Below are 26,427 nucleotides of genomic sequence, written 5' to 3'. Positions count from 1 at the left end.
GACCTGCCCCGGCGAGGACGGCGCAGTCACCACGGCGCGGCGTCCGCGAGTCGTCCCGCCGCCCCCCGCAGCACCTCGGCGCAACCCCGCCCGCCCAGCCGCGCGGCCTCGGCGGCGGCCAGCGCGGTCAACTCCGGCCCGACCCGCCGGGAGCCGCCGAACTGGAAGTCGAGCTGGGTTGCGTAGCAGCGGACGGCGCGGATCTTCGCGTCGAGGTGGGCGGCGATGTCGACGGGCTGCTCCAGACCGTCCGGCACGGCCGGGCACGGGGGTTCGTCCGGGGCCCGGCTGACGTACGGCACGTCGCGCCACCATAAAACGCCGGTGGCGCACCCGGCGACCGTCTCGGCGACGACGCGATGGTCGACGTGCCCGCCGAGCGCCTGCGGGGCGAGCACCAGGTCGGCGGTGCGCAGCCGGGGGCGCAGGGCCAGAGCCAGCGCGGCACCGACCCGGTCGTCCGGGCGGACGTCGGTGAACAGGTCGGCGGCGCTGTCGTAGCCGCGGTGCGGGGCCTCCGGCAGGGGCAGGTGCACCGGCACGACACCGAGGATCCGGCAGGCCGCCGTGTCCTCCGCGCGGCGCAGCGCCATGTAGTCGACGTGCGCCGACAGGCCCTTGTCGAGCTGGGTGGACAGGGCGAACGGCGACGGGTCCGGCACGGAGGCGGTGAAGCAGGTCAGCACCTCCACCGACCAGCCGGCGGTGGCGAGCACGGCGAGGGTGGCGCCGACGGAGAAGACGGCGTCGTCGAGGTGCGGGCTGACCGCGACGGCGTGGCGGGTCACAGCAGGTGCGGTGCCGCGCGGAAGCGGCACGCCAGGTCCGGCGGGGGGTCGGCGATCTCCGGTACGGTCGCGTCCAGTCCGTCGTAGACCGCGGTGATGCGGTGGGCGATCACCGGCCAGCTCCACTTTCGTACGACGTCGTGGTGGGCCCGGGTGGCGAGCCGCTCGCGCAGGTCGGCGTCGTCGAGGAGCCGGCGCACCGCCCCGGCGAGGGCCGCCGGGTCCCCGGCGGGCACGAGCAGCCCGTTGTCCTCCGGGCGTACGCAGTCGCGCACCCCGACCACGTCGGTGGAGACGACGGGCAGGCCGGACGCCATCGCCTCCAGGATGGTGTTGGAGAAGCCCTCGGCGTAGGTGGGGCTGACGAAGATGTCGCCGCGGGCGTACACCTGGTGTGCCCGCTCGTAGGGCACGGCGCCGAGCAGGTCGACGTCGCCGGCCAGGCCGAGTTCGGCGATCCGCGCGGTGGTGGCGTCGACGTCGGGGCCGATGCCGGAGATCAGCAGGCGGACGCGGGTGGCGTCGGCGCGCAGCTTCGCCACCGCGTCGAGCAGGTCGAGCACGCCTTTGCGGGCGTCGACGCGGCCGTGGTAGAGCAGCGCCGGCGGGTCGGACAGCTCCCCGAACGGGCGCGACGGCGTGAACCTCCCGGTGTCGGTGGCCCCCGGCACGACGGTGAACCGGCCCGGGTCGAGGTCGTGCCGCTGGCACACCTCGGCGGCGAACGACGCCGAGCCGATCAGCAGCGCGGGCGCGTGCGCGAAGACCGCCCGCACCAGCAGTCGGTGGGTGTCGCAGCAGGTGCCGACCCAGTGCCCGTCCCCGCCCTGCACCGAGACCACGGCGGGCAGGCCGGCGGCGCGGGCGGCCCGCAGCACGGCCAGGCCGTTCGGGTAGGCGTACTGGGCGTGCAGCACGTCGAAGGGACGCCGGGCGTGCAGCCGGAGCACCGTGTCGGTCATCGCCGCCACGTCGGCCTCGAAGTCGGCCGGTTCGCCCCGGCCGACGGCCTGTTCGCCGTGGGCCTNCCCCCCCGCCGTAGACGGCGCGGCCGGCCGCGTCGCCCCGGTACTGCGACACGAGCGTGACGTCGTGGCCGGCTCGCACCAGGTGCCGGAGCAGGTTTTCCGCGTACGCGCTCATGCCGGAGACGGCCGGCCAGTAGCGGCGCGAGACGAAGCAGATCCTCACGTCACGCTCACCTCCAGGTGCGCCGGATCGCGATGTCGGTGCTCGGCGGCCCGCAGCGCGGCCAGCGCGGCCGGCACCAGCGTGTCGGCCCGGTGCGAGTCGCGGGACAACTCCAGGCTGACCAGCCCGGGGTAGCCGGTCTCGACGAGCGCGCCGAGCACCGCTGGAAGGTCCATGTCGCCCTCGCCGGGCGCGCGGTGCTCGTGCCGGCCGCGGGGCATGTCCTCGACGGCGCAGGCGCCGAGCACCGGCCCGAAGGCCCGCACCGCCGCCGCCGGTGGGTACCGGCCGGACACCAGGCAGTGTCCGGTGTCCAGGGCCAGGGTCAGGCCGGGTACCTGGGCGGCGAGGCGGGCCCAGTCGTCGCAGTCGTCGACCAGCATGCCCGGTTCGGGTTCGAACGCGCAGCGCACGCCCCGCCCGGTCGCGTACTCGACCACCTCGCGGACGCCGTCGACGAGCCAGCCCCAGCAGCGCCGCCGGTCCGTGCCGGGCTCGGGCACGCCAGCCCAGAACGCAACCGCTTCGCTGCCCAGGTCGGCCGCCACGTCGACGCAGGTGCGCAGGAAGTCGCGCCGCCGGGCGCGGTCCGTCCCGTCCGGGGAGACCAGGGTGGGATGGTGCTTGCGGCGGGCGTCCAGCAGGAACCGGGCGCCGGTCTCCACGACGCTGTCCAGGCCGAGCCCGGCGAGCCGGCGGGCGAGCCGCGCGGTGCGGCCGGCGAGATCCGGGGCGTACGGGTCGTGGTGCGCCACGTCGAGGGTGAGCGCCACCCCGTCGTAGCCGGTGTCGGCGAGCAGCGCGAGGGCGTCGTCGAGGCGGTGCGAGGTCATGCCGTTGGTGTTGTAGGCGTACCGCAGGTTCATCGGGCGCTCCGGGCGACGGCGTGCCGGGCCGGTTCCCGGTACAGCGGGTAGAGCCGCCCGACGGTACGGGCCACCCCGGCGAGGTCGAGCCAGGCGTCGCCGCCGAGCCGCTCCCGGCCGGCCGCGTCCAACACGACCTCGGCGGCGCCCTCGCGCGGTGGCGGCCCGAAGCCCACCAGCGGCGAGTCCCGCTCGACGAGCCGGAGCACGCCGCGCGCGCCGATCCGGCCGTACGACATCGTCTCGGCCTCCAGCCCCGGCACGATCACCTTCGCCGCGACCGCCCCCTCGCCGGGTGCCACGACGACGAGGACGTCGAAGTCGGCGAGCCGGCGCAGCAGATCCGCCAGCAGCGCGGCGGGATCGTCCAGTGCGCCCGGCGCGACGGTGGGCAGCGCGGAGAACGGCACCCGGGTCCGCTCGGCCAGCACCACCGGCGCCAGCAGCTCGCGCAGTTCGGTGCCGCCGAGCCGGGTCCACTCGCGCATCGCCCGCAGCGCGTGCGGCTCCTGCGGTGCCAGGGGCCGGGCGAACTCCCGCCGCCAGTAGGCCTGCGGCGCGACCGGCTCCAGCGCGTCGAGCGGGCCGTGGGAGAAGACCTTGCGGGCGCGGGAGGAGACGTACTCCAGTAGCGCCTTGCGCAGCGCGACCTCCCGGTCCGGGTGGGCGGCCTCGCCGCACGCGGTCACCGCCAGCGGCGGTGTCCCCGGCTCGCGGTCCACCCCGACGACGTGCACGTCGACCAGCCCGAAGTCGGTGGCGGCGAGTTTGGGCAGCACCTCGATGCCGGCGCTGTGCAGCCGCGCCAGCGTCGCCCGGCTCACCGGGTCGCGCACCTCGTCCAGGTCGAGCACCACGCCTCGGTCCATGGCCCGGAACGCGGTGGTGTTGCCGTCGCGTTGCAGCAGTTCCAGCAGGCCGTGCGCGACCGCCCGCTCGACGGTGTCCCCTGCGCCGGAGCCGTTGGTGATCACCGTGATCAGCCGCTCCGCCGGGTCCTGCCAGGGCAGGTCATCGCCGGACGAGGCGCAGAACTCGGCCGGCACGAGGACGGTCCCGCCGGTGCGCCAGCGCAGCGCGGGCAGCCAGGACCGCGGCTGGTCGTCGTCGACGGTCGTGCCGGCGGTCAGCACCAGCGTCCGGGGATCGACCACACCGTCCGGCCCGAGCTCGCGCCGTAGCTGGGCGTAGGAGGCCCGGCGGGGAACGACGCCGCGCAGGTGCCGGTGCAGCAGCAGTTCCTCCGCCAGTTCCCCGTACGCGCCGGTGCGGGCCTGCTCGACGGTCGGTCCGTAGCCGAAGGCCACCGCCCGGGGCCAGCCGGCGCCGAGGTGGTCGGCGGTGACGACCGGCATGCCGAGCCGGTCCACCGCGCTGACGTCGAAGTCGCCGACCTCGCCCGGTGGCAGGGCGGCGGCGAGCTGGTCGGCGACGGACGCGGCGGTGACCGTGTCGGTGGCGGGTCGCAGCGCTCGGGTCATGTCAGCTCCTCGATGGGGATCGGGCCGGCCACCGGCTGCCCGCGTAGCTGCCGGTCGAACAGGGCCAGCACCTGCTTCTGGTGGACCGGGGCCGCGTATTCGAACGGGGTGGCGACCGCCTCGAAGTCGAGCGTTTCGACCAGCTCGCGGGCCTGGCGCAGCTCGGCGTGCGACAGCGGGACCTGCGCGTGGTAGGCCTTGTGGCAGGAGAGCCCGACCGGCGTGGTGCCCGCCAGGTCCACCTTGATCAGGTCGCCGACGAAGAGGATGCCCCGCCGGGTGTCGTACAGCACGCTGTGGCCGGGGAAGTGGCCCCCGCTGCGGTACATGACCAGGCCGGGGGCCAGCTCGTGCCGGTCGTCGGTGGGCCACGTCACCCGGAACGCCTTGGTCCAGACGAGGTCGTCGACGCCGACGGCGAGCACCGGCGGGGCCAGTTCGTCCTGCAACTGCCAGAGCGCGCCGTACCCGTGCACGTGGCTCGCGCCGAGCGCGACCAGGCCGCCGCGACGGCGCAGGTCAGCCAGCGCGGCCGGCGGGTACCAGCCGGCGGCCTCCCAGCCGACCAGGCCGGCGTCGGTCTCGATGACCCAGCCGGTGCTGCCCAGCCCGAGCTGCGGTTCGCACCGGTAGCCGGTCACCCCGGGGGCGACCTCGGTCCAGCGGGCCACCCGACCGGCCGCCACCTCGTCGACCGGGTGGAACGACCAGCCCTCGTCCGGCAGGGCGTTGCGCACGTCGGTGCAGACGGGGCAGCCCGGTGGCGGGGCGAACCAGCGTTGCCAGTGCCCGCAGTTGTCGCACGCGTACGGTCGCAGCGCCATGTCAGGTACCTCCGGCGGTGTGCAGCAGCTCGTGCAGGCGCAGGTCCCGGGTCAGCGGCCAGGGCCAGTCGGCGCCGCGCACCGCCGCGCCGAACGCCCGGACCTGCGCGGTGAACGGGCTGGTGTGGGCATCGAAGGGCAGCTCGGAGACGGCTCCGGTGGGCGCGTCCAGCCGCCGGAGCACGCCGCCGGCGGTCTGCCCCATGGTGTCCACGGCCACCAGTTGCGCGCGGGTGCCCACCACTTCCAGGCGTCGGCGGGGCAGCCGGTCGGCGGTGTTGAAGCTGACGTGCGCCGACAGGAGGACCCCGCCGGCCGTGGCGCCGGCCAGCACCGCCCCGTCGTCGACCGGATAGGGGTGCACCCGTCGCTGGGTGAGCACGGTGAGGGTGGTCAGGTCGTCGCCGAGCAGCGCACCGACCAGGTCCACGCCGTGCGGGGCGAGGTCGGCCAGCGCGCCGCCGCCGGAGCGGGCCGGGTCGACCCGCCAGTTGTCGTGCGGGCGGCCGTCCGGGGTCCAGTCCCGGGGCAGCCAGCAGCCGTAGGTGATGCGTACCGCCGTGACGGTGCCCAGGTCACCGCTGGCGACGAGGTCGGCGATGAGCCGGTGCGCGGGGTGGAACCGTTGGTCGAAGGCGGTGCCGGCGAGGGTGCCGCCGGCGGCGGCGACGAGCCGGCGGGCTTCGGCCACGGTCGCCGCGAGCGGCTTCTCGCAGAGCACCGGCACGCCCGCCTTGGCGACCGCGGCGACCACGTCGGTGTGGCTGTCGGTGGGCGTGGCGACGTACACCGCCTCGACGTCGGGCCGGTCCAGGAGGGCGTCGAGGTCCGTGGTGGGCGGCGTCTCCGGCCGCAGGGCGGCGGCCGCCGCCGGGTCCCGGTCGCAGGCCGCCACGAGGCGGGCGCCGGCGGCCCGGATCGCCGGCGCGACGTGGTCCCGGGCCACCCAGCCGCAGCCCACCACACCCCATCGCACCGGCTCGTCCACGCCCGTCACCACCGCTCGGGCAGGTCGATCAGGAGCCGGCGACGCACCGCGTCCGGTCCGGGCGCGACGGGCCACCGCGGCGGCAGGTACGCCGCCGCCCGGCCGCCGTACTCGGCCGCCCAGTGGTCGTCCGGCCAGGCGCGCTCGCCGTCGGCGTAGAGCGGGTTGCGGCGTACCGGCACGCCGGCCGCGGGCAGCAGCAGCGCCGGATCGGCCACCGCAGCGGCCTCGTCGCGGGCGAGCCCGAGCGCCTCCGTGGCGGCCAGCGCCGCCCCGGTGGCCGGCACCGGAAGGCGGCCGTCGACCGTCGCGGCGGTCAGTTCCTCCTCGGTGTACGCCTGCGCGCCCGGCAGCAGCGCCGCCCACTCGTCCGCCGGCAACGGCAGTCCGGCCCGGCCGGCGGGGTGCGCGGCGTTGTGCAGGTGCCCGAGCAGCACCGCTCCCCGTGGCCCGGCGGTGGCTGCCGCGGCGGCCACGAAGGCGGCCTTGTCGGGGAGGAAGTACAGCGCGTCGTGGCAGGCGACGTGGCGCGGGGCGGCGGCGGGCGGCAGCGGCCAACCGGCGGTTAGGTCGGCGCAGACCAGTGTGACCGGCGCGCCGACGGGCAGCACGAAACGGCGGGCCAGCCACAGCTTGGCGAAGACCACGTCGAGGCCGGTGAGGTCGGTGTGCCCGTGCAGGGCCAGGTGCCGCAGCAGATGCCCGGTGCCGCAGGCCAGGTCCACCACCGCCCGACCGGCCGGCGGGTGGGCGGCGGTGAGCGCCAGCGTGGCCAGCCAGCTCGGATCGGACCAGCGGTGCCGGAAGTAGGTGCCGACCCGGCCGAGACCGAGCAGGTCGACGGCCTCGGTCAGGGTTTCCGCCGCCAGCGCGGTCCGCAGCCGGTGCGGCGGGGGCGGTTCGTCGTCCCACCAGTCGTCGGCGTCGGCGAGCAGCAGCACCGCCGCGCCGCGCGGGTCACCGGCGTCCAGGGCCGCCACGGTGGCCTCGCGCAGCCCGTCGCGCCCGGGGCGCAGCCACGGGATGCCGTCGACGACGGGCCAACGGCGTACCCCGTCGGTGAGGGTGTGCGGGGTGTCGGCCCGCAGGCCGCTGCCGTCCGGGCCGAGCCACCGGGAGCCGGCCACCGGGGTGCCGACGGTGGTCACAGCCCCGCCGCCCGCAGCACGGTCCGGTGGTACCCGGCGACCGGCCCGTCGTGCACCAGTTCGAGGTCGCCCAGGGCCTGGTCGACGGTGAAGGCCGCCGCCCGGGCGTGATGGTGGGCCTGGAGCACCCGGTCCAGCACGTCGGCGGCGTGGAACGCGGCGCCGAGCGGGGTGTCCGCGTCGGCCCGACCGGCCAGCGCCGCGCGGACCCGGACCGCGAGCGGAGCGGGCAGGGTGGCGAGTTCGGCCTCGGTGAGCCCGTCGACTATCGGGTCGAGGTGCGCGCCGAGCAGCAGCTCGCCGGCGAAACCGGCGTCGGGCAGCCGGGCGTTGTGCAGGTGGTGGGCCAGGCCGAGCAGGAACGCCGGCCCGGGGTCCGCGCCGACGTCGTCGGCGAGCAGCGCGGCGTAGACGGCGACCGCCCAGCAGTGCTCCGCGTGGTTCTCGGCGGGCTCCACCATCAGCCGCGGCCGCCCCGGCGCGGTGGCGCCGGCGCGGGGCTGACGGCACAGGGCGGACACGAACGGCGGCACACCGCCGGCCAGCGTACGGTCGGTCACCAGCGCGGGGAGCGCGTCGCGCAGCCGGCCGACCGTGTCGGGATGCAGCGCGTCGGCCAGTTCCGCGACCGCTTGGGCGAGGACCGTCTCCGCCTGCGGCGCGGACAGGCCGCAGGCGATGAGCGTGGCGGCGTCCACGCCGGCGAGCCGCGCACCGGCCACGGCCGCGGCGCATTCCCGGGCCGCCACCGTCGCCGGGTCCGCGCCGGCCGCCAACGCCGCCCACGCCCGGACGAAGGCCCGTTCGGCGGCGGAGCCGTCGGCGTGCGCCACCCGGACCCGTTTCAGGTCGCCGATCTGCCGGAACGCGGGTGCCACCGCCGCCAGCCGGCGGGCCGGCGGCGCCGCCAGCGTGGTCGTCACGCGGCGTCCAGCCACCGCAGCAGGGTCCGCTCCTGGGCGTGCAGAGCGTGCTCCGCGACACCGCCGCGGGTCTGCGGCGCCTTGAAGAAGTAGCCGAGTTGCTCCTGCGGCCCACCCTCGCCCCGGCGGGCCGCCTCGACGATCAGCCGCACCAGCTCGATCACCAGCGGCGCGGCGAGGATCGAGTCCCGACACAGGAAGTCGACCTTCACCTGCATCCGCTGACCCAGGAAGCCGATCAGGTCGATGTTGTCCCACGCCTCCTTGGCGTCACCGCGCGGCCGGTAGTAGTCGATGCGCACCACATGGTCGTCCACCGGATACCCGAGGATGTCGTCGAGCACGGAACCCTTGGTGTCCAGCTTGCTGGCCAGCGACGACGGGTCGTCCAGGATCTGCCCGTCCCGGTTGCCCAGGATGTTCGTGGAGTACCAGCCCTCGACGACCAGCGCCCGGGACCGGAACGCCGGCGCCAGCACCGTCTTGAGCAACGTCTGGCCGGTCTTGCCGTCCTTGCCGGCGACCGGCACGCGCTCCCGTTCCGCCAGCTCGACCAGCGCGGGCACGTCGGCGCCGAGGCTCGGGGTGAAGTTCACGTACGGGCAGCCCTCCCGGATCGCCGCGTACGCGTAGAGCAGACCCGGTGTGATCGTCGGGTCGTCCCGGTCCAACCCCTCCTCGAACGCGGCCAACCGGGCCAGCACCGGCGCGGCGGGGTCGGGTCGCGCCTCGGTGGAGGCGAGGTTGACCACCACCACCCGCTCCAGCGCCTGCTCCGTGCGGAACCGGCGCAGATCCTCGCGGAGGTGCGCGACGCGTTCCCGCAGCGGCCCCACCGGCACCACGTTGGCGCCGGTCGCGTTGCGGCACCAGGCCGGGTCGGACACCGCGGGCCAGGGCCGGATCGCCTGCAACGGCCCGGCGACGGTGTCCAGCTGGGCCGGTTCCACCACCCGGTGCACGTGCGCGGCCTTGGCCAGGTCGTCGGGGGCCAGGTCCCACCCACCGAAGACCAACGACTCGTACGGCACCAGGTCGGTGCGGTGGGCCAGTGGCAGCCCCGACGTGTCGCGCATGCCCAACCGCAGCAGTTCCACCCCGGCGACCGCCGTGGTGGCCACCGCACCACCCAGTCCCACCACCGCGACCCCGATGCGTTGCTCCGCCATGCTTCCTCCCGTGTCCGCCCGGACGCCCGAACCAGGGCGGCCGCATACCCACGAACGGGGCAGGCATTCCCGCAGGTCGGTGCCGATCGACCGGAGTACGCGGGCTGTCGCGAACGCCCGCTGCGGGCCCCCGCCGGTGGGCAGGATGCAGGTGGGTGCGGACGCCGCACCGGCGGTACGCCTTGCGGGGGAGGGCTGATCGTGAAGGTGCTCATCGCAGGTGGCGCGGGTTTCATCGGCAGCACCGTCGCCTCCCGCCTGCTCGACGCCGGCCACACGCCCGTGGTGGTCGACAACCTGGTCACCGGTCGTCGGGAGTTCTGTTACGGCCGGATCTTCCACGAGGGCGACATCGCCGATGCCGCCCTGGTCGACGACGTGCTGCGCCGTCATCCGGACATCGAGGCCGTGGTGCACTGCGCGGCCCTGACCGTCGTGCCCGACTCGGTGGCCCGGCCGGTCGACTACTACCGCGCGAACGTGGCCGCGACGGTGGAGTTCGTCGACCGGCTGCTCGTCCACGGCGTGCGTCGCCTGATCTACAGCTCGTCGGCGTCGATCTACCAGCCGGGCCCGCACCTCGCGGTCGACGAGACGTCACCCCTGGGCGCGGCCAATCCGTACGCGCACACGAAGCTCGTGGTGGAGCGGATGCTGGCCGACATCGCGGCGAGCAGCCCGTTGAACGTCCTGTCGCTGCGCTACTTCAACCCGATCGGCGCCGATCCGGCCCTGCGGACCGGGCTTCAGCTCGCCGCGCCCTCCCATGCCCTCGGCCGGCTCATCCACGCGCACCGCACCGGCGAGCCGTTCCCCGTCGCCGGTCTGGACTGGCCCACCCGCGACGGCTCCGGGCTGCGCGACTACGTCCACGTCTGGGACCTCGCCAGCGCCCACCTGCGGGCCCTGGAACGCTTCGACGGACTCTTCCCCGCCAGCGGGGCCGGACACACCGCGATCAACCTCGGTACCGGTACCGGCACCACCGTCCTGGAGCTGATCGCGGCGTTCAACGCCTTGGTCGACCCACCCGTGGAGGTGGCGGAGGCGCCGCGTCGGCCGGGCGACTGCGTCGGGGCGTACACCCGCAGTCGCCTCGCCCGGGACCTGCTGGGCTGGCGCGCGGAGCGGGACCTGCCCACGGGCATCGCCGACTCCCTGGCCTGGTTCCGCCGGCGGGAACGGCTGCTGCCCGACCTCGCCGCGCCGCTGGCCACGTCCTGAGCGCCGCTCAGCGATCCTGGTGGACGTGGTGCGCCAAGAGCCGCTCCCGAACGGCCTGTCGCTGCGGGTCGTCGGTGTCGTCGAGCAGGTCGAGGGCTTCCCGGCCCCGACGGAGAGCATTGTCGTGGTCCCCCACCGCGTGCAGGGCCTCCGCCAGTACGGCGAGGGCACGCGCCTGGCGTAGCGGGTCGGCCAACTCGTCGCCGATCACCCGGGCGAGGGTGGCGTCGGCCAGCGCGTCACGGTGCAGCCCGAGGCGGAGGTGAGCCTCGGCCGTGATGGTGCGGGCGTCGCACCGGATCGTGTCGTCGGTGACCCGATCGTGCAGGTCGAGAGCGACGCGACCGAGGTCGAGTGCGGTCGCGGGCTGGCCCGCGTCGAGGCTGAGTTCGGCGAGCCGGACGTGGGTGAGGCTCCGGCCCCGTAGCGAGCCGATCCGGTCCCAGACGGCGAGGGCCTGCTGATAGAGCAGACGGGCCTGGTCGTACCGGCCGAGCTGGCGGTGGGCGTCGCCGAGGTGGTAGAGCGTGTACGCCTCACCGGTCGCGTCCCCGGCCGCGCGGCAGTCGGTCAGGACCTGCTGGAAGGTCTCGATGGCGGTGGTGGTCGCCCCGGTCCGCAGGTGCACGGAGGCGAGGTTGTGCCGGCAGACCGTCCGCAACTCGGCGACGCCGTTCTCCTCGGCGAGACGAAGCGCCTCGGCGAACAGGCTGCCGGCCCGGTGGTAGTCGTGGGCGGTGAAGTAGGTCGCCCCGAGGTTGACCAGGGTGCCCACCCGGCCCGGTTCGTGGCCGTCGGCAGTCGCGGCGTCGAGGGCGACGCGCAACATCTCCCGCACGTCCTCCTGGCTGCCGGAGCGGTCGAAGACCTCGTGGACCGTGTCGACGGTCTGCCAGGCGTGTCGGTGGAAACCCTCCGCCGCCGCGGCGCGGACCAGGGCGAGCACGTTGGTCCGTTCCGTCTCGCACCATCGCAGGGCGGCGCCGTCCGACGCGAAGGTCAGCGGGGTCACCGCACCCGGTGCGGGCAGATCGGGCGCGGGTGTGCGGTCCGGCTCCAAAGCGGTGACCGCGTTGACGGCGGTGAGCAGGTACCAGTCCAACAGCCGGCGCAGGGCCGCTCGTCGCTGCTCGGCGGGCTGCTCCGCCCGGGCCCGGTCGGCGGCGTACCGGCGCAGCAGGTCATGCATCCGATACCGCCGGACGGTGTCGTGGTTGACCAGGTGGGCGCGGGCGAGTCGGTCGAGGGCCCGCTCGGCCACGGCGACGTCCACCGCCAGCATCGCCGCCGCGGCCTCGGCCCCGATGGTGCCACCCGGAAAGAGGCCGAGGCGCAGGAAGAGCCGGGCGGGCATCGGGGTGAGCGCGTTGACCGACCAGGCGAAGACGGTCCGCAGGGTCATCTCGTCGGTGTCGTCGCTCTCGATGTCGAGCAGCCGGCCGGTGAGTTCGTCCGCCAGGTCGCCGAGCCGTGCCTGGGGCCGGGAGGCGACGTGTTCGCCGATGACCCGTAACGCGAGCGGCAGCCCGCCCGACAGCCGGGCCAGCGTCTCCAGAGCCGCGGGCTCCGCGTCGGTGCGGTCGGGTCCGATGATCCGGCCGAGCATGTGGTGTCGTTCGAGGTGCGACAGGGGTGCGACGGTGAGGCTGCGGATGCCGTGTCGGACACTCAACCCGCGGAGCCGATTGCGGCTGATCACGACCGTGAGGCTGGTGTCGGAGCGGGGCAGGAGCTGCTGCGCCTGGTCGGAGTCGACGACGTTGTCCAGCACCACGAGCATCCGCCGCCCGTCCATCAGCCGGTGGTACAGCTCGACGCGTCGATGGGGGTCGGGGGGCACCCGGTCCGCCGGGACTCCGAGGGCGACCAGGAAACGGTGCAGCGCCTCCTGCGCGCCCACCGGCGGCGCCGGACCGTGCGCCTCCGCGTTGAGGTAGAGCTGCCCGTCGGGGAACCACCCCTGCCGCTGACGCCCCCAGTGCCCGGCGAGGGTGGTCTTGCCCACCCCGGGCATCCCGGTCAGTACCACCACCTTCGAGGTGCCCTCGCCGGCGGCGAGGGCGTCCAACTCGTCCAGCAGCCCGCGGTGCCCGGTGTGGTCGGGTACGTCGTTCGGCAACTGCCGGGGCACCGGCGCCGCCGCGTCCCCTGCGGCGAGGAGGTCCCGGGCGGACGCGGTGGGCAGGAGATCCGCGATGTCCAGCACCGGCTCGGCGCGCATCGTCCGGCGGTAGCGGCGGCGGTACACGGCCAGGAAGTCCCGCGCGTCGTAGCTGCGACCTGCCGCGTGCAGTGCGGTGATCCACAGCCTGGCCAGACCCTCGTCGAGCGGGTTGTCCATCAGCAACGGTTCCAGCCGGGTCAGCACCCGGTCGTGGTGGCCGGTGGCCAACTCGCTTTCCGCCAGCAGTTTCATTGCACGGAATTGCTTTTCTCGCATATCCCGTCGAAGGTGTTCGCACCGCGCACCGCGCAGGTCCGCGAGCGGATCGCCCCGCCACAGCTCGTCCGCACTGGTGAGCAGCGCGACGCACCGGTCATGCTGATTCCGCTCGACCGCCTGCCGCGCCTCGGCGGTCAACCGCAGGAAACGGTGGTAGTCGACCAGATCAGGATCGACGGTCAGGCGGTAGGCGTCGGAGCCGGGCACCCGGATCAGGGCATCCTGCAATTCGACCGCCCGCAGAGCGGCCCGCAGGCGGCTGGCCAGCGGATAGAGCAGCGGGCGACGAGCATCGACAGCCGAGTCCTGCCACAGAAACTCCACGATCGTCTCCACCCGCACCGGATTGCCGACGTGATAGAGAAGGACGGCGAGCAGGCCGCGCTGCTTTGCCGCCCCCAACGGCATCGACCGCCCCTCGATCATGAGCTTCGTGGGACCCAGAATCGTGAACTCCATCAGTGCCGCCCCCACCCATTCGTGATCGACATCTGCCTATTCATTCTTTCTTCCGGCGGCCACGTGCCTCAAACAATTCTCCGCAGAATCAAAAATCAGACATTCCACTTCCCAGTCCGTTGCAAGCCCGCTGCAAGGCGCCCGGCAAGCTGATCCGCAAGCGACTCCCCGACGCTGGATCCCCTCGACATCGAAAGCTGGAGGGACACCAATGACGTCGCCGGAATGGTCATCCACACCCGTCGGCATCGACGCCGAACGCTGGGTGAGCCGGTCGGACTGCCGGACCGCGCTCGTCGTGGCGCACACCGTCACGAGCTGCCAGCGGCTCCTGGACGTGATCGAGTACGTCGAGAGCGACCCGCGGGTGCAGTTGGTCTTCACGGTCGCGCCGGACGTCTTCAACCATCAGGTGGGGCGCTTCCTCGACCGGCTGGGCGCGCTCGTCCTCCCCTGGCACCAGGCCGTCCGGGAACGGTTCGACCTCGGTCTCGCCGCCGCCCACGGCGGGCTCCACCAACTGCACGCGCCCCTGCTCCTGATGGCACACGGAGCGGGGCGCGGCAAACGGGTACGACCCGGGCCGTACGGCGGACCGGTGCTCGCGGACCCGCCGGTGTACGGCCTGGACGCGCAGCGACTGACCCATGGCGGGCGGGTCCTCCCGACGGCCCTCGCCCTCTCCCACGACCACGAGTTGGAGGTGCTGCGCCGGCAGTGCCCGGAGGCGGTCGAGGCCGCCGTGGTCGTCGGTGACCCCTGCGCCGATCGGCTCATCGCCAGCCTCCCCCGGCGTCGGGACTACCGGCGAAGCCTGGGGCTGGGCGAGCGGCAGGAACTCGTCGTGGTCTCCTCCACCTGGGGGCGCGACGGTGTCTTCGGACGTTGGCCCGACCTGCTCCCGCAGTTGATGACGCAACTCCCGCCGAACCGGTACCGGATCGCCGCCCTGCTGCACCCGGCGGTCTGGGACGCGCACGGACACCGTCAGATCCGAGCCTGGCTCCGGGACTGCCTCGACGTCGGGCTGCTGCTGCCCGACCCGACCGAGGACTGGCGAGGCCCGGTGATCGCCGCCGACCACGTCATCGGCGACCACGGCTCCGTCACCGCGTACGCCGCCGCCATCGGACGTCCGACCCTGCTGCTACCCGCGCTGCGGTCGCTGCCCGCCGCCGGCACGGCCCAGCACCTACTGGCCACGAGCGCCCCGCGCCTGGACCCACGCCGGCCGATTCGACCCCAGCTCCACCCGGCCACCGGGGTCGACCGACAGGCGGTGATGGCCGCGCTGACCGGCCGCCCGGGAGACGCCGGGATGCTGTTGCGCCGCACCATGTACCGCCTGCTCCGGCTGACCGAACCCGGCCGGCACCGGCAGACGGGACCCGTGCCGGTGCCTCGGCCCCAGCCGTCGGAGGAGTCGGCGTGAACGCGCCGGCCGAACCCGTCGTCGTGGTGCTGTCGGCCTGCCGCCCGGCGCCCCGCTCGGCCCGGTTGGCCGACGTCGTGGTGACCATCGTCGACCGCGGCGACCCGACCGAGGTCGGTACGGGCCTGCTGACGGCGTACCCCGGGCTGGCCCTCGCCGTGGTCGGCACCCCGTCGGGGACCGTCGCCGTCGGGGTACGCGATGCCCCGCCGCTCTGCCTCGGCCGGTTGGCCGCACCCGGCCGGCTGACGATCGGGCTGCTCACCATCGCGGCTCGGCTGCTCCATCGGCGGTGGGTCACCGGCACCCTGTCCCCCCGGTCCACCGGCGGGGACGTGCTACTGCCCGCCCACCTCGTCGAGCCGACGGAGCACCTCGGGCAGTCGGGGCGCGGCGAGTGCGGCGAAGACGGCGGCGGCCTCCCGATAGTGCCGTCGTGCGGCCTCGTCGTCGCCGCGCCGCTGGGCGATGCGACCGAGCAGGTAGACCGCCTCTGCCCGTTCGCTGACCGCTCCGAGTTCGGCCAGCCGGCGTACGGCCTCGGTGGCGGACTCCTCGGCGGCGCCCAGGTCGCCGAGGGCGAGGTGTGCGTCGGCCAGGCCGATCAGCACCCGGGCGGCGTTGTAGGGGTCCACCTCGGACAGCCCGGCGAAGATCTGCCGGGCCTCCACCAGCAGGGGTAGCGCGTCGGCCGGCCGGCCGGTCCGGGTCCGGAGCATAGCCAGGTTCAGGCAGGACAGGCCCACGCTCCGGACGTCCGGCAGGGCCCGCCGTCCGGCGAGGACCCGGGTGTACGCCTCCACGGCCTGTGCCTCCCGACCGGTGTCGGCGTAGAGGGTGGCCAACCCCTCCTCGGCGTCGATTTCGCCCTGGGCGTCACCCGCCTGCCGATACCGGTCGACCGCCGCCCGGCCGTGCCGCTCGGCCGCCTCAGGGTTGCCGACCCGGCTGTACGCCCGGCTCAGCCGTTTGAGCATGTCCGCCTCGGCCCACACGTTTCCCCAGGCCCGCGCGGCCCGCACACCACGCTCGTCGATCTCCAGCCGCTCCTGGCCCTTCTTGTGCAGCAGAAGTGGCCAGGCCACGTCACTGAGTTGCCAGGCCAACTCGTGCAGGCCCAGGTCGAAGGCCACCCGGCCGGCCTCCAGCAGGTTGGCCCGCTCCCGGTCCAACCAATCGAGGGCGGCAGCCCGGTCGGCGAACTCGGGTGGCCCGTCCAGGGCCTGTCGAAAGACGTACGGCAGCCGCCGCCGGTAGGGGGTCACCACCAGGTCGGCCCGTCGAGCGGCGGCGAGGTAGAACTCCAGCATCGTGCGCACCGCCGCCTGTCGGTCGTCGGGCGGATCGTGCTGCTCCGACAGCTCACGCGCGTACAGCCGGAGCAGATCGTGGTAGCGAAACCGATCCTCGGCCACCTCCTCCAACAGGTTCGCGTCCAGCAACTCCCCCACCACGGCGCCCACCCGGGCCCCGTCGGCCCGACCCGCTCCGGCCACCGCCCCGATCAGGTCCAGGCCGAACTCCGCCCCCGGGTGCAGGGCCAGCCTCCGGTACAACGCCGACGCCTCCGGCGTCAGGGCCTGGTACGAGAACTGGAACGTCGCCCTGATCGACAAACCGTCCACCGCCGAGAGTCGGGTCAGCCGCTGCGCCTCGTCGGCCAGTTCGGCGACCATCCGCCGAACTGTCAACTTGGGCCGGGAGGCCAGCCGTGCCGCCGCCACGACGAGCGCGATGGGCAGACCGCCGCAGATCCCCGCCAGCTCCTCGGCCGGCACGGACTCGCGGAGAATCCGCTCCCGGCCGACGGCCCGCTCCAACAACTCCACCGCTTCCGCAGCCAGCAACGGCCCCACCTCGACCAGGCGGGCGCCGTCGGGCAGCAACCCGGTCAGGCGTCGACGGCTGGTCACCACGACCACCGCCGACGTCGACGCCGGCAGCAGCGTCCTGACCTGAGCCGCCGAGAACGCGTCGTCGAGGACCACCAGCAGGGACCTGCCGGCGGTCACCGTGCGGTAGAGAGCCACCTGTTCGGCCAGGTTCGGGGGAATCCGGCCCGGGGCCACCCCCAGGGCCCGGAGAAAGCCGGACAGCACCACGCCCGGATCCAGCGGCTCGGCGCCGCTGAACCCGCGCAGGTCGGCGTAGAGCTGTCCGTCCACGAACCGATCGAGCCGGCCGTGCGCCCACTGCCTCGCCAACGCCGACTTTCCCACGCCGCCCGGCCCGAACAGAACGGCGACGAGGTTTCCGCGCTCGGCGAGATGGCCGTCCAGTGCGGACAGTTCCCGCGTCCGGTTGGTGAAGTTCGGTGACGGCGCCGGTAGCTGCCGGGGAACCGGAGGACGGTCGACCGGAGCGCCGCCGAAATGCACCCCGCCGTGGATGACACCGGCCTGGACGCTCAGCCCGGACACGTTCCCGGACTGCTCGTTCGAGGTGCCGGACGGCACCGCTCGCTCGGTTTCGCCGGAATCCGTTCCCAATCGCCGCGCCCCCACCCGCCCGCCGCGCATCCGACCCGGCCGGACCTAGAAGATGATGTCCCCCTGCACGTCACGCGCCTGCACGACCTTCCCGGCCGTCCCGCTGAAGTGGTTCACCACCTGGCCCTGGACCGCGACGACGCCCGCCCCAGCCAGCCTGCGCCACTCGTCGTCGAGGGCAGCGGCGAAGTCCGGATCCCGAGCCATCACGTCGGCCAGAGCCGAGGCGAGCGCGGCATGCCGCCGACGCTCCTGCGGGTGTGCCATCGCGGCGTCGAGCGCCACGGATTCTCGCGTTCCCGCTCCGAACCGACCGCGGACCAGATCGAACAGCGAACCGAGCGCCTCCGCGCCCTTGGTCGCCAATGCGGTCGCGACAGCAAGGACGATCTGATCCTCCATGCACGGCCTCCCACGAACCACGACTCACATAGACGCTTCGCATTGCCGCTACTGCGAGCCTAACGCCCGGAGGCAACCGGTAGACGACCTCCGCAGTCGGCACGGATCCGCCAGAATCCCCACCATCACTCTTTGTCATCAGACCTAACCATGAAAACCTGCATGACGGATAGGTCCCACAATGTGAGCCCTGTTCGTCTCGTCATGATCGCCTCCGCTAACCTGCGGCGTGCTCAATCTCAGCTCGCTCCTCCAGGTCACCATCGACCTCCTCTCCGCACTGCCCGCGCACTCCCTGGGATTCCTCGCCGAAGCCGCGCTGACGACGGTCACGTCCTGCGTGGCGGGTTGGGAGGACGCTGCCGTGTGGATCAGCACCTGGGTCAAATGGGTCGCCTGACGATCGTCCAACGCACGGCTCCTCCACCCGTTACGCGTGCGCCGTCGGCCCTGGCCGGCGGCGCACGCTCTTGCCCAGGGCGGGTCACCGCCGCTGCCGCGACCAGGAGCAGAAAGGCCGGTCGGAAGGCCCTTCGTAGCCACCGGCGCGATCCGGCGACCTGCCGGAGTATCGCCGAGTTGCCCGAGTGGACGCCGGTTCGGTCCAGCCCAGCGGGTGCCGACCGGATCACGCATAGCGTTGGATTCGTGACTGGACGCATATCGATTGAGGTTGGCTTTCCGGTGGTGGCGGAGGGACGTCACCCGTCGAAGGCCGTCGTCGGGGAGCGGGTGCCCGTGTCCGTCGTGGCGTACCGCGAGGGACACCACGCGCTCGGCGTACAGGTGCTCTGGCACGGGCCCGACGGCATGGAACGGGCGCGTACCCGGATGCAACCGGAGGGCACCGGGCTGGACCGGTGGCAGGCGGTCGTCCAAGCGGACGCGATCGGTGAATGGACCTTCCGGGTGGAGGCGTTCGACGATCCCTACCTGACCTGGCGCGACGCGGTGCTGAAGAAGGTCGAGGCGGGGCAGGGCGACGCCGAGCTGGTTAACGATCTGGCCGAGGGCGCGACCCTGCTGGCTGGCGCCGCGCCGCGCGGGCGGGCCTCCGAGTCGGCGCTGGTCCGCGCCGCCGTGGCGGCGCTGCGGGACGACGCGCTGCCCGTCGGGGAGCGACTCTCGCCGGCGCTGGCGCTGGCGGATCTGATGTGGCGGGAACCGGTGCGGCGGCTGGTCACCCCGTCGGACACGTACCGGGTCCGGGTCGACCGGCGTCAGGCGTTGTTCAGCGCGTGGTACGAGTTCTTTCCCCGGTCCGAGGGCGCGGTGCTGCCGCAACGGAGTGGGACGTTCCAGACGGCTAGCAAGCGGCTGCCCGCCGTCGCCGACATGGGTTTCGACGTGCTCTACCTACCGCCGATCCACCCGATCGGACGGACGCATCGCAAGGGGCCGAACAATTCGCTGGTCGCCGGCCCGCACGACGTCGGTTCGCCGTGGGCGATCGGTGCCGCCGATGGCGGGCACGACGCGATCCATCCGGAGCTGGGCACGGCGCAGGACTTCCGGGACTTCGTGGCGACGGCGAACGCGTTGGGTATCGAGGTGGCGATGGACCTGGCGCTGCAATGCTCACCGGATCATCCGTGGGTCACCGAGCATCCGGAGTGGTTCACCCACCGGGCCGACGGGACGATCGCGTACGCCGAAAACCCACCGAAGAAGTACCAGGACATCTATCCGCTCAACTTCGACGACGACCCGGCGGGGCTCCGGGCCGAGATCCTGCGTGTGGTGCGGCACTGGGTGGATGCGGGGATCCGCACGTTCCGGGTGGACAACCCGCACACCAAGCCGCTCGACTTCTGGCACTGGCTGATCAGCGAGGTGAAGAAGGAATCCCCAGAGGTGATCTTCCTGGCCGAGGCGTTCACCCGGCCGGCGGTGATGCACGGCCTGGCGAAGATCGGATTCACCCAGTCGTACACCTACTTCACCTGGCGCACGACGCCGGCGGAGATGCGCGCCTACTGCGAGGAGCTGATCGCCGCCGCCCACTACATGACGCCGAACTTCTGGCCGACCACGCCGGACATTTTGCCCGAGTCGCTCCAGTTCGCCGGGCCGCCGATGTTCAAGATCCGTGCGGTCCTGGCGAGCCTGCTGTCGCCGTCCTGGGGGATCTACGCCGGGTACGAACTCTTCGAGCACGAACCGCGCCCGGGCGCCCAAGAGTACGTCGACAGCGAGAAGTTCGAACTGCGGCCCCGGGACTGGGAACTGGCGGAGGCCGAGGGGCGGTCGCTGTCGGGTTTCCTCACCCGGCTCAACGAGATCCGGCGCCGGAACCCGGCCCTGCACTGGCTGCGCAACCTGCGTTTCCACGATTGCGACAACCCGCAGGTTCTGGTCTGGTCCAAGACGGACCCGGAGTCGACGAACACGGTGCTGGTGGTCTGCTCGTTCGACCCGGGCACGGTGCAGTGGGCGACGGTGAACCTGGACATGCCGGCGCTCGGCCTAGAGCCCGACGATCGACTGCGACTGCACGACCTGCTCGGCGGGGCCCACCATGTCTGGGGTGCGACCGGCAACGCGGTACGGATCGATCCGTTCCTCGACCCGGCACAGGTCTTCACCGTCGAACGGCTCGACCGGTGACGACCACGGGCGATCGGCTGTGGACCGCGCTCGGCGCGCAGGTGACCGACGACGGTGTGTCGTTCGCGGTCTGGGCGCCCAACGCCCGTGAGGTCCGGGTGATCGGGGACTTCACCGAGGGCTCGGCCGACGGGCTGGCGATGCGGCCGATCGGCGGCGTGTGGGAGGTCTTCGTCCCCGCCGTCTCCGAGGGCGCCCGCTACAAGTTCCGGATCCTCGGCGCCGACGGGCACTGGCGGGACAAGGCCGACCCGATGGCGCGGCACGCGGAGGAACCACCGCTCACCAGCTCGATCGTCCATCGCTCGACCTACGAGTGGGGCGACGGGGAGTGGATGGCGCGGCGGGCCACGCGGCATCCGCATCGGGAACCCATGAGCGTCTACGAGGTGCACCTGGGCTCCTGGCGACCCGGTCTCCGCTACCGGGACCTCGCCGACGACCTGGTGACGTACGTGCTGGACACCGGATTCACGCATGTGGAGTTCCTGCCGGTGATGGAACATCCGTTCGGTGGGTCGTGGGGATACCAGGTCACCGGCTACTACGCCCCGACCTCACGGTGGGGAGCACCGGACGATCTGCGGTTCCTGATCGACAAGCTGCACCGCGCCGGGATCGGCGTGATCCTCGACTGGGTGCCGGCCCACTTCCCCCGCGACGACTGGGCGCTGGCTCGCTTCGACGGCACACCGCTGTACGAGAACGGCGGCTGGCGTGGCGAGCACCCCGACTGGGGCACGTACGTCTTCGACCACGGCCGCGCCGAGGTGCGGAACTTCCTAGTGAACAGTGCGCTCTACTGGTGCGAGGAGTTCCACGCCGACGGGCTCCGCGTCGACGCGGTCGCCTCGATGCTCTACCTGGACTACTCCCGGCGCGACGGCGAGTGGCTGCCCAACCGGTACGGCGGCAACCACGACCTCGACGCGGTGTCGCTCCTGCGGGAACTCACCACGCGGGTGCACGGGGCATGCCCGGGTGTGCTGCTCATGGCCGAGGAGTCCACCGCGTTCCCCGGCGTCACCGCGGCCGTCGACGAGGGCGGGCTCGGCTTCGACCTCAAGTGGAACATGGGCTGGATGCACGACACACTCGGCTACCTCGCACGGGAGCCGGCCCACCGCCGGCAACACCATCACCTGCTCACGCTCCCGCTGACGTACGCCTGGAGCGAGAGGTACCTGCTGCCGATCAGCCACGACGAGGTGGTCCACGGCAAGGGATCGCTCGTCGGCAAGATGCCCGGCGACGCGTGGCGGCGGATGGCGAACACCCGTGCGCTGCTGGCCTGCATGTGGGCGCATCCGGGCAAGAAACTGCTGTTCATGGGCGCGGAACTCGGCGACGACCGGGAATGGTCGGAGCAGCACGGGCTCGACTGGTCGCTCCGGCGGGAGCCGGCGCGGGCCGGACTACACCGGCTCGTCACCGACCTGAACAGGGTGTACCGGCGCAACCCGGCGTTGTGGGCGCAGGACGACGCCCCCGCCGGGTTCCGGTGGATCGTCGACGACGACCTCACCACCGAGGTGATCGCATTCGTCCGGATCGCGCCGGACGGCGGCACGGTCGTCTGTGTCGCCAACTTCGGCGACGAGCCCCTCGACTACCGGCTGGGGTTTCCCCGCGCCGGGCGCTGGGAGGAGATGTTGAACACCGACGCCGACGTCTACGGCGGGTCCGGCGTCGGCAATCTCGGCGAGGTACGCACCGAGGACGTCCCGTGGCACGGCCTGGCCGTGTCCGCCGTCCTGCGGGTGCCGCCGCTGGGCGTCATCTGGCTGCGCCCCGGGTAGACCTCCACCGGGATGCAGACAAGGCCCGGAGCCCGCTGGCTCCGGGCCTTTTCGTACCCCATTTCACCCTTCGATGCGCTTGCGCAGCCGCGGCAGGACGTCTTCGCTGTACCGGCGCAGGAAGCCTTCCTGGTCGGGACCCGGTGCGTGGAACACCAGGTGCCGGAAGCCCATGTCCAGGTATTCCGCGACTCGCTCGGCGTGCTCCTCGGGGTCGGAGGAGACGATCCACCGCGAGGCCGCCTGGGTGATCGGAAGGTTGTCCGCCCGCCGCTGCATCTCGATGGGATCTTCGACGCCGACCTTCTCCTCGGGGGTGAGCGCCAGCGCGCCCCAGAACCGGGTGTCGTCCGTCGCGCGTCGGAGGTCGGGATCGAACGACACCTTGACCTCAATCATCAGGTCGAGATCGTGGGGGTTGCGGCCGGCCGCGGTGGCGCCTTCGGTGACGGCCGGCAGCAGCGTCTCGGTGTAGAGGTCGCGACCCTTGCCGCTGGTGGTGATGAAGCCGTCCGCGGAACGACCGGCGAAGCGGGTCGCAACCGGGCCGGAGGCACCCACATAGATCGGTACGGGTCGTTCCGGCCGGTCGTAGATCGTGACATTGCGCGTGGTGAAGTAGGTGCCGTCGGCGGTCACCCGATCCTCGCTCCACAGCCGACGGATTAGAGCGACCGCCTCCCGGAGCCGGGCCAGGCGGTCCCGGCCGGCGGGCCACTCCACACCGAGGGCCACCTCGTTCAACGACTCACCCGACCCCACACCCAGGATCACCCGGCCCGGCGCCAGGCAGCCCAGGGTGGCGAACGCCTGCGCGATGGAAGCCGGGTGGTGTCGGAAGGTCGGGGTGAGCACGCTGGTGCCGATGACGATCCGTTCGGTGCTGACGGCGAGCGCGCCGAGCCAGGGCAGAGCCGCCGGCGCGTGCCCGCCGTCATGCCGCCACGGCTGCAAATGATCACTGACGAAGACCGAGTCGAACCCCACGTCCTCGGCAAGGACGGCGAACCTGAGCAGGTCACGCGGGCCGAACTGCTCCGCTGACGCCTTGTAGCCGAATCGCACGGGCGGTGTGGCCATGTTCTGCCTCCAGGCTCAATGGTGGTGCCCCCGCAGCGAGCGAGGTACCTCGTTCTCGGTGCCGGGGGCGACGACGACGAACTGTCCGCTCATGCCGCCGTCCTCGTGCCGCAGGAGGTGGCAGTGGTACATGTACGGCGTGGCGGGATCGATGTCCGTACCGAAGCGGACCGCCAGCCGCAGTGTCGCTCCGGGTGGTACGAAGACGGTGTCCTTGAGTCCGGCGTCCGCGCCGGTGGCATCGAGGAGCCGGAAGTGGGCGCCGTGGATGTGCAGGCTGTGCGCGTACCGTCCGTTCGAGATCTCCCAGGTCTCGTGTGCCCCGGCCACGACGACCTCGTCGATCCGGGCCGGGTCCCCACGCCGCCCGTTGATCTCCAGCGCGTCGAGCCGGAAGCGGCGCAGCGGGCCGGCGCGGTAGGGCTGCGGCGAGCCGACCGCCAGGCGGTCGGGCAGGGCGACCGGATCGGCCGCGTCGGGCCGCACTTCGAGCTGGAGCAGGGGGAAGTGACCGCGTTCCGGGTCACTGGCATGGTCGGGGCCACGGCTGTCGAGCACCACTCGCTCGCGGGCGGCGAGGGACACCACGATCTCCACCCGCTCCCCCGGACTCATGCGCACCCGGGTGGTGGTCACCGGGCGGTCGAGAAGACCGGCGTCCGTGCCGACCACCTGGAACGGGCGGCCGTCGGCGAAGCCGGGGTGGAAGACCCGGGCGTTGGCGGCATTGAGCAGGCGCAGCCGGACCGTCCGGTCGCGCAGGCGCAGGCGCGGGCGGACGGTGCCGTTGATCAGGATGGTGTCACCGAGGAGACCGTAGGTGCCGTCGTCGACGTCGGCCTCGGCGAACCGGCCGTCCGGGTCGAAGCGGCGATCCTGAAGGATGAGCGGGATGTCGTCGATGCCGTAGCGGCCGGGAAGTTCCGGGCCGTTCGGGTCGTCGACGACGAGCAGGCCGGCGAGGCCGCGGTAGACGTGCATGGCGGTCGAGCCGTGGGCGTGCGGGTGGTACCACAGCGTCGCCGCCGGCTGCCGGACCGTCCACTGCGGGAGCCAGGTGGCGCCCGGTTCGATGGGCTGGTGCGGGCCGCCGTCCATCCGCGCCGGGAGCAGCATGCCATGCCAGTGCAGGGTGGTCCGCTCGGCCAGCCGGCTGGCCACCGCCATCCGGACCCGCTCACCGACCCGGACCCGCACGGTGGGGCCGAGATAGTCACCGTTGACGCCCCAGGTCGGGGTCGTGGTACCGGGCAGGAACGACGAGCGACCGTCGTCGCGTAGGGCAAGGGCGAAGCGGCGTGCGCCGTCGGAGTCGATCGTGGAAGCCGCGAGGGGCGGAATCCGCAGGTCCGTGACGAAGCGATCGGCCGTGGGCGCGGTGTCCGCTCCGCTCTGCGACCCCCGACAGGCGGCGGCCAGGCCCGCCAGCGCGCCGGCCAGGAGGAGGGTACGGCGACCGGTCCGCGCCTCGGCGTGCATTCGCGTCATGGTCTGTCTCCCTCCCAGGACCGCCGGTCGGGTGGTCGTGGCCCCGCTTCCCGCCGCTCGCCACGGGGGGGTGTCGCGAGCGCGGGAAGCGGGGCGTCGGGCGGTCAGCCGGCCGTGACGGCCTCCGACACGAGCGGCGCACGTCGTTCGGAGGGAAGACCGAACAGTGAGAACACGGCGCCGAGGAGGGCGAGCAGGGCGGCGACCACGAAGGCGGCCTGGTAGGCGTCGAGCAGGTCAGCGCGGGCGTCGGTCTCGGCGAGAGCCGAGATGATCGTCGCCATCACCGCGACACCGACACCGGTGCCGATCGCATAGGCGGCGACGATCAGGCTGGCCGCCACGCCCTGCTGGCGGTCGGCGACGCCGGCCACGCCACCGACGTTGACCGAGGCGAAGACCACGCCGCAGGCGAGGCCGTGCAGGATCAGGCCCGGCAGGACGATCCCGACGTAGTTGTCTTCGAGGCCGACGAAGGCGTAGAGGCCGAGCGCCACCGCCTGGACGGTCATGCCGGCGATGCACACCGCGCGGATGCCGAACCGGCCGATCAGGCGGCTGGTGACGAATTGAGCGGTCAGGTAGATGGTGACACCGATCGGTAGCACCGCGATCGAGGTCCGGAACGGTCCGTAACCGAGGATCTGCTGCAGGTAGAGGACCGCGACGAACTGCCAACCGATGGCGGCGGCACCGTGCAGGAGAGCGATCGCGTAGCAGAACGCCCGGCCGCGTGAGCGGAGGATGGTCAGCGGCAGCGTCGGGTCGTGGTGCCGGCTCTCGATCAGCAGGAAGGCGGCGAAGAGGACGACCGCGAGAACCAGGGAGATCAGCGTCGCCGGTGCCCGCCAGCCGATCAGCGGTGCCTGCACGAGCGCGTACACCAGCAGCAGCAACGCCGAGGTGGCGATCACGGCGCCGCCGAAGTCGAACGAGCGGCCGGCGCGGTCGGTGGTGACGTCGCGCCGGACGGCTGCGGGCGTGATCAGCAGCACCCCGACCGCGAGAATGCCGGGTACGAAGAAGACCAGTCGCCAACTCACGGAGGTCAGCAGACCGGAGGCGATCAGACCGACGCTGTAGCCGACCGCCGCCGTGGCGCCGTAGACGGAGAGCGCCTTGTTGCGTTCCGGGCCCTCCCGGAACGTAGTGGTGATGATGGAGAACGCCGCCGGCGCGGTGAACGCCGCCGAGATGCCCTTGATCACCCGGGAGGCCACGATGAGTTCCTCGGAGGAGACCGCACCACCGAGCACGCTGGCCGCCACGAAGACCGCGGTGCCGGCGAAGAAGACACGGCGCCGTCCCAGCAGGTCGGCGACCCGGCCGCCGAGCAGTAGGAAACCTCCGTACGCGATCACGTAGCCCGAGACCAGCCACTGCAACGACGAAGCGGACAGGCCGAGGTCGCTCTGGATGCTGGGAAGGGCGACGCCGACCGTGGACGTGTCGAGCGAGTCGAGGAAGATGACCGCGCAGGTGACGATCAGCGCCAGTACCTTCCGCCTGGACGTGGGGTCGGGAACCGCCTCTGCGGCAGCGGTCTTGAGACTACTTTCGGAGGTCACTTTCTCTCCTTTTCAAACCGCCCGAAGATCGGGCGGAGGCCTTTTTGGATCCATGCCG

Annotated in this window: 20 protein-coding genes; 5 read left to right on the top strand and 15 right to left on the bottom strand. The window is 72.9% G+C overall.

The genetic code is table 11. The annotated features are described in order from the left end of the window. Window positions 1–26: 26 nt before the first annotated feature. The 9 genes from B1205_RS16670 to B1205_RS16630 all read right to left on the bottom strand — a co-directional run bounded on the left by B1205_RS16670 (window position 27) and on the right by B1205_RS16630 (window position 9,378). The gene (locus B1205_RS16670; protein WP_089156473.1) at window positions 27–788 is read right to left on the bottom strand and encodes a PIG-L deacetylase family protein; all 762 of its coding nucleotides are present in this window, start codon (window positions 786–788) and stop codon (window positions 27–29) included. Continuing rightward, window positions 785–1,759 (bottom strand): glycosyltransferase family 4 protein, encoded by a 975-nt coding sequence (locus tag B1205_RS16665; protein WP_369597298.1) that lies wholly within the window; start codon window positions 1,757–1,759, stop codon window positions 785–787. The genes B1205_RS16670 and B1205_RS16665 overlap by 4 nt, the downstream gene beginning before the upstream one ends. Window positions 1,760–1,975: 216 nt before the next feature. Further along, complete coding sequence (locus B1205_RS16660; protein ID WP_089156472.1) at window positions 1,976–2,845, bottom strand: sugar phosphate isomerase/epimerase family protein; 870 nt, start codon at window positions 2,843–2,845, stop codon at window positions 1,976–1,978. Next, window positions 2,842–4,326 carry a YcaO-like family protein gene (locus tag B1205_RS16655; protein WP_089156471.1) on the bottom strand — a complete coding sequence of 495 codons (1,485 nt, stop codon included), beginning with the start codon at window positions 4,324–4,326 and terminating at the stop codon, window positions 2,842–2,844. The genes B1205_RS16660 and B1205_RS16655 overlap by 4 nt, the downstream gene beginning before the upstream one ends. Further along, window positions 4,323–5,150, bottom strand: coding sequence for an MBL fold metallo-hydrolase (locus B1205_RS16650; protein WP_089156470.1), 828 nt, complete (start codon window positions 5,148–5,150; stop codon window positions 4,323–4,325). Before B1205_RS16650 ends, B1205_RS16655 begins: the two co-directional genes overlap by 4 nt. A 1-nt stretch (window position 5,151) precedes the next feature. Further along, window positions 5,152–6,138: a Gfo/Idh/MocA family protein gene (locus B1205_RS16645; protein WP_089157048.1), complete on the bottom strand. Its 987-nt coding sequence runs from the start codon at window positions 6,136–6,138 to the stop codon at window positions 5,152–5,154. Window positions 6,139–6,143: 5 nt separating this feature from the next. Continuing rightward, on the bottom strand, window positions 6,144–7,286 hold the full coding sequence (locus B1205_RS16640; protein ID WP_089156469.1) for a class I SAM-dependent methyltransferase: 1,143 nt from the start codon (window positions 7,284–7,286) through the stop codon (window positions 6,144–6,146). Next, the gene (locus tag B1205_RS16635; RefSeq protein ID WP_217809840.1) at window positions 7,283–8,224 is read right to left on the bottom strand and encodes a hypothetical protein; all 942 of its coding nucleotides are present in this window, start codon (window positions 8,222–8,224) and stop codon (window positions 7,283–7,285) included. The genes B1205_RS16640 and B1205_RS16635 overlap by 4 nt, the downstream gene beginning before the upstream one ends. Further along, the gene (locus B1205_RS16630; RefSeq protein WP_089156468.1) at window positions 8,206–9,378 is read right to left on the bottom strand and encodes an inositol-3-phosphate synthase; all 1,173 of its coding nucleotides are present in this window, start codon (window positions 9,376–9,378) and stop codon (window positions 8,206–8,208) included. The genes B1205_RS16635 and B1205_RS16630 overlap by 19 nt, the downstream gene beginning before the upstream one ends. A gap of 201 nt (window positions 9,379–9,579) precedes the next feature. On the opposite strand from B1205_RS16630, the gene galE reads away from it, so the two are divergent. Next, a complete protein-coding gene (gene galE, locus B1205_RS16625) occupies window positions 9,580–10,602 on the top strand; it encodes a UDP-glucose 4-epimerase GalE (protein WP_089156467.1) in 1,023 nt (340 codons plus the stop codon). Between the two features lie 7 nt (window positions 10,603–10,609). Here galE and B1205_RS16620 read toward each other — a convergent pair whose 3' ends face one another. Continuing rightward, window positions 10,610–13,504, bottom strand: coding sequence for an AfsR/SARP family transcriptional regulator (locus B1205_RS16620; RefSeq protein ID WP_089156466.1), 2,895 nt, complete (start codon window positions 13,502–13,504; stop codon window positions 10,610–10,612). A gap of 211 nt (window positions 13,505–13,715) precedes the next feature. Between B1205_RS16620 and B1205_RS16615 the strand changes: the two genes are divergently transcribed. After that, a complete protein-coding gene (locus B1205_RS16615) occupies window positions 13,716–14,936 on the top strand; it encodes a hypothetical protein (protein WP_089156465.1) in 1,221 nt (406 codons plus the stop codon). A 338-nt stretch (window positions 14,937–15,274) separates the two neighbouring features. Here B1205_RS16615 and B1205_RS16610 read toward each other — a convergent pair whose 3' ends face one another. Both B1205_RS16610 and B1205_RS16605 read right to left on the bottom strand, forming a co-directional pair. Next, window positions 15,275–17,392, bottom strand: a complete 2,118-nt coding sequence (locus B1205_RS16610) for a tetratricopeptide repeat protein (protein WP_176308653.1) — start codon at window positions 17,390–17,392, stop codon at window positions 15,275–15,277. A 78-nt stretch (window positions 17,393–17,470) separates the two neighbouring features. Further along, entirely contained in the window at window positions 17,471–17,827 is a 357-nt protein-coding gene (locus B1205_RS16605) for a hypothetical protein (RefSeq protein ID WP_089156463.1), read from the bottom strand. 229 nt (window positions 17,828–18,056) lie between these two features. Here B1205_RS16605 and B1205_RS29820 point away from each other — a divergent pair, with 229 nt between their 5' ends. The 3 genes from B1205_RS29820 to glgB all read left to right on the top strand — a co-directional run bounded on the left by B1205_RS29820 (window position 18,057) and on the right by glgB (window position 22,233). After that, complete coding sequence (locus B1205_RS29820; RefSeq protein WP_176308652.1) at window positions 18,057–18,227, top strand: hypothetical protein; 171 nt, start codon at window positions 18,057–18,059, stop codon at window positions 18,225–18,227. A 248-nt stretch (window positions 18,228–18,475) separates the two neighbouring features. Then, on the top strand, window positions 18,476–20,434 hold the full coding sequence (locus tag B1205_RS31695; RefSeq protein ID WP_254910007.1) for an alpha-1,4-glucan--maltose-1-phosphate maltosyltransferase: 1,959 nt from the start codon (window positions 18,476–18,478) through the stop codon (window positions 20,432–20,434). Then, complete coding sequence (glgB, locus tag B1205_RS31690) at window positions 20,431–22,233, top strand: 1,4-alpha-glucan branching protein GlgB (RefSeq protein WP_254910006.1); 1,803 nt, start codon at window positions 20,431–20,433, stop codon at window positions 22,231–22,233. Before B1205_RS31695 ends, glgB begins: the two co-directional genes overlap by 4 nt. A 63-nt stretch (window positions 22,234–22,296) precedes the next feature. On the opposite strand, the gene fgd is transcribed toward glgB, so the two are convergent. The 3 genes from fgd to B1205_RS16580 all read right to left on the bottom strand — a co-directional run bounded on the left by fgd (window position 22,297) and on the right by B1205_RS16580 (window position 26,369). Beyond that, window positions 22,297–23,313 carry a glucose-6-phosphate dehydrogenase (coenzyme-F420) gene (fgd, locus tag B1205_RS16590; protein WP_089156461.1) on the bottom strand — a complete coding sequence of 339 codons (1,017 nt, stop codon included), beginning with the start codon at window positions 23,311–23,313 and terminating at the stop codon, window positions 22,297–22,299. 15 nt (window positions 23,314–23,328) lie between these two features. After that, window positions 23,329–24,801 carry a multicopper oxidase family protein gene (locus B1205_RS16585; protein WP_217809839.1) on the bottom strand — a complete coding sequence of 491 codons (1,473 nt, stop codon included), beginning with the start codon at window positions 24,799–24,801 and terminating at the stop codon, window positions 23,329–23,331. Between the two features lie 104 nt (window positions 24,802–24,905). After that, window positions 24,906–26,369, bottom strand: coding sequence for an MFS transporter (locus B1205_RS16580; protein WP_089156459.1), 1,464 nt, complete (start codon window positions 26,367–26,369; stop codon window positions 24,906–24,908). Window positions 26,370–26,427: the final 58 nt, after the last annotated feature.

It is taken from the genome of Micromonospora sp. NBS 11-29, from assembly GCF_002140155.1.
In the GTDB taxonomy this organism is placed as follows: domain Bacteria; phylum Actinomycetota; class Actinomycetes; order Mycobacteriales; family Micromonosporaceae; genus Micromonospora.
Note: the sequence above shows the minus strand (reverse complement) of the source record. Positions and strands in the feature narration are given on the sequence as shown.